This is a genomic window from Frankia sp. AgB32 (genome assembly GCF_023243045.1).
Classification (GTDB): Bacteria; Actinomycetota; Actinomycetes; order Frankiales; family Frankiaceae; genus Frankia.
Map to the genome: position 1 here is coordinate 1 of NZ_JALKFX010000143.1, position 2,723 is coordinate 2,723.

The 2,723-nt window shown below is 71.3% G+C and carries 3 protein-coding genes and 3 pseudogenes; 3 read left to right on the forward strand and 3 right to left on the reverse strand.

What is annotated here, in order from left to right; genetic code table 11:
- Positions 1-274, forward strand: a 274-nt coding sequence (locus MXD60_RS30535; RefSeq protein ID WP_248822329.1) for a hypothetical protein, incomplete at its 5' end; no start/stop codon positions are given.
- Positions 275-345: 71 nt separating this feature from the next.
- Here MXD60_RS30535 and MXD60_RS26060 read toward each other — a convergent pair.
- The 3 genes and pseudogenes from MXD60_RS26060 to MXD60_RS26070 form a co-directional block, all read right to left on the reverse strand.
- The gene (locus MXD60_RS26060; protein ID WP_248822331.1) at positions 346-789 is read right to left on the reverse strand and encodes an alcohol dehydrogenase catalytic domain-containing protein; all 444 of its coding nucleotides are present in this window, start codon (positions 787-789) and stop codon (positions 346-348) included.
- 94 nt (positions 790-883) lie between these two features.
- Positions 884-1,687 carry an enoyl-CoA hydratase-related protein gene (locus MXD60_RS26065; protein ID WP_248822333.1) on the reverse strand — a complete coding sequence of 268 codons (804 nt, stop codon included), beginning with the start codon at positions 1,685-1,687 and terminating at the stop codon, positions 884-886.
- A gap of 2 nt (positions 1,688-1,689) precedes the next feature.
- Positions 1,690-2,180, reverse strand: a pseudogene (locus tag MXD60_RS26070) (phosphotransferase); the annotation flags it as partial.
- A 130-nt stretch (positions 2,181-2,310) separates the two neighbouring features.
- Between MXD60_RS26070 and MXD60_RS26075 the strand changes: the two are divergent.
- Together MXD60_RS26075 and MXD60_RS26080 are read left to right on the forward strand one after the other, a co-directional pair.
- Positions 2,311-2,418: pseudogene (locus MXD60_RS26075) on the forward strand (IS6 family transposase); the annotation flags it as partial.
- 2 nt (positions 2,419-2,420) lie between these two features.
- Positions 2,421-2,669 (forward strand): annotated as a pseudogene (locus MXD60_RS26080) (DDE-type integrase/transposase/recombinase); the annotation flags it as partial.
- Positions 2,670-2,723: the final 54 nt, after the last annotated feature.

Below are 2,723 nucleotides of genomic sequence, written 5' to 3' on the forward strand. Positions count from 1 at the left end.
TGCCGGCCTCGGTGAGGTCGAACCCGGCGCGGTCGTCGAAGGTCAGCCGCAGCGTGAGCGGGCCCCGGCCGGGCCGGGGGGGGGGCCGGGGGGGGGGGCGCCCCCCCCCCGGGGGAGAGGAGACGCGTTGAAGACTCGGTTGAGCTGCCCGTGCGGCGAGATGATCCAGGGCGCGGACGAGGACGACCTGGTGGCCAAGGCTCAGGCGCACCTCGCGGAGAACCACCCGGGCCACGAGTACAGCCGCGACGAGATCCTTTTCATCGCCTACTGACCAGACCGGCCGCCCCGGCCGGCGGCGTCCCTGCCGGCCGGGTGGTTGGCCGGCCGGGTGGTTGGCCGGCGCTAGCCGATGTGGCTGGTGGTCGGGGTGACCTCGAGCACGACCTTGCCGACGGCCCGGCCGTCGGCGACGTGCCGTAGCGCCGCGACGCCCTCGTCCATCGGGTAGCTCGCGCCGATGTGCGGGCGCACCGTCCCGTCCGCGAGCAGCGCCAGGAGTTCGCGGTCGTCCCGGGCGGCTCCTCGGACCGGTGGCCGATCGTCGACGCCTGGCGGTATGGGCCGCACATCCCCGGCGGACACCACGATCTGCTCGCCGAACGCGCCCACCGTGACAACGCCGAACACCCGGTCCCCGCCCGCGACGGCGCGCACGTCCGGCGCGACCTCCACGACCTCACCGGCGAACTCGCTGCCGGGCACGAACGGCGTCGGCACCGTCAGCTGGTAGGAGTTGGCGACGAGCAGCACGTCCGGGCAGTTGACCGCCGCCGCCCGGATCCGCACCCCACCTGCCCCGGCCCGGGCGACGGCACCTCAACGCCGTCCTCGACCCGCACCACCTCTGGCGGCCCGTACTCGCGGCAGAGCGCCGCCCGCACTAACGACCCTTCCACTGCGGGGTGCGCTTCTCGATGAACGACATGGCACCCTCCTTGGCATCCTCGGTCGCGAAGATCTCCGGCTGCAGCTCCCTCAGGCGCTTCCACGCGGCGCCGGGGTCGGCGGCGGCGAGGCGGACGACCTCCTTGCTGGCCGCGACGGCCAGTGGGCCGTTCGCGGCGATCCGCCCGGCCAGCGCGAGCGCGGCGTCGAGCACCTCCTCCGGCGGGACGACGGTGTTCACCAGGCCGAGCGCCTGGGCACGGTCGGCCTGGATGTAGTCGCCGGTGAGCGCGAGCTCCAGCGCCAGCGCCAGCGGGATGCGGTTGCCGACGAACACGACGCCCCCGCCGGCCGCGATCAGCCCGCGCTTGACCTCCGGCAGGCCGAACTTCGCCGCGGCCGAGGCCACCACCAGGTCGCAGCTCAGCAGCAGCTCGAACCCGCCGCCGACGGCGGTGCCGTTCGCGGCGCCGATGATCGGGACACGGACGTTGCCTTCGGTCAGCCGCATGAACGCGTCCATCTCCGCCTGCCCGCGCTCGTCGGTCGCGGCGAAGCTGGCCCCACTGCTGAAGGCCTTCAGGTCCATGCCGACACAGAACGCGCGGTCCCCGGTCGCCGTGATGATCAGCACACGGATCTCCGGGTTGGCCTCGGCGTCGAGAACGGCGCGACCGATGCCGCGCATCAGCGGCGCGTTCAGCGCGTTGCGCGCCTGCGGCCGGTTCAGCCGGGCGATCAGAACCGCGTCGCGGCGTTCCAGGACGAGCTCGCTCCCGGCGGCCTCACTGTCCGGCATCGTCATATCTGGTCTCCCGGGTGCGCGTAGTCGGTGGTCGCGGCGAGTTCCGCGGCCTCGCGCATCATCTGTAGCACGTTCGGCCCGAACGCCTGGAGTTTCGTGTCGTGCGGGCCGGCCCGCTGGAAGCCCTGTTCGAGAACAACGCCGAGCTTCCATTTCGCGAGAATGACATAGTAGTCGATGTCGTCGACCTGCCGCCCGGAGACCGCGGCGTAGTGGCTGAGCAGCTCGTCCCGGGTGGGCATGAGGTGCAGGTCGGCGTAGCCGGTGCGGCTGGCCACCGGGTCGGCGGGGTCCGCGGGCCAGCCCTGTGCACCGTCCACCCAAGGTCGATCTTCGGGTCGCCGACGGTGCCCATCCCCCGGTCGACGATCGCCGCGAGCTGTGCCGGCGCGCCGTGCGCGAACATCACGTTGGCGAACTGGTAGTCGCCGTGCATGAGCCCCGGGACGTAGTCGAGCGGCCGGTTCGCCCGCAGCCGGGCCGCCGACGGCACTGTTGCATCGGCGAAGTCCGCCATCACGCGGCTGCCGATCAGTCATGATCGAACGATGCGCCGACGTCGTGTCCATCCACCGGCTCCGACATCGGAGTTCGCCGGGTTCCGGCTCCCACCCGAGGTGATCGTGCTGGCGGTCCGCTGGTACTTACGGTTCGCGCTGTCGTACCGGGACATCGAGGAGCTGCTCGCTGAGCGCGACATCGATGCTGATCACGTAACTGTGTACACGAACTGCTTCCCGGGGCCTGCCACGTCGATGCCGCACGGGAGAACAATCGGATCGAATCCGACCACAGCCGCCTGAAAGCCGGACTCCGGCCCATGCGCGGACTGAAACGCCTGCGCTCTGCCCAGACGATCAGCGTAGGGCATGCGTTCGTCCAGTACATCCGCCGCGGCCACTACGAACTCGGGATCGACACCGACCCGCACGCACGACTGAAAGCCGCGTTTACCGAGCTCACCCTCGCGATCTGATCACCCGCTCGGCAGGGCCAACCATGCCCAGCCTTCCCCCAATGCAACAGACCC

Coding starts and splice junctions, on each gene's coding strand:
- MXD60_RS26065 (WP_248822333.1), bottom strand. CDS start 1,687: ATGCCGGACAGTGAGGCCGCCGGGAGCGAGCTCGTCCTGGAACGCCGC.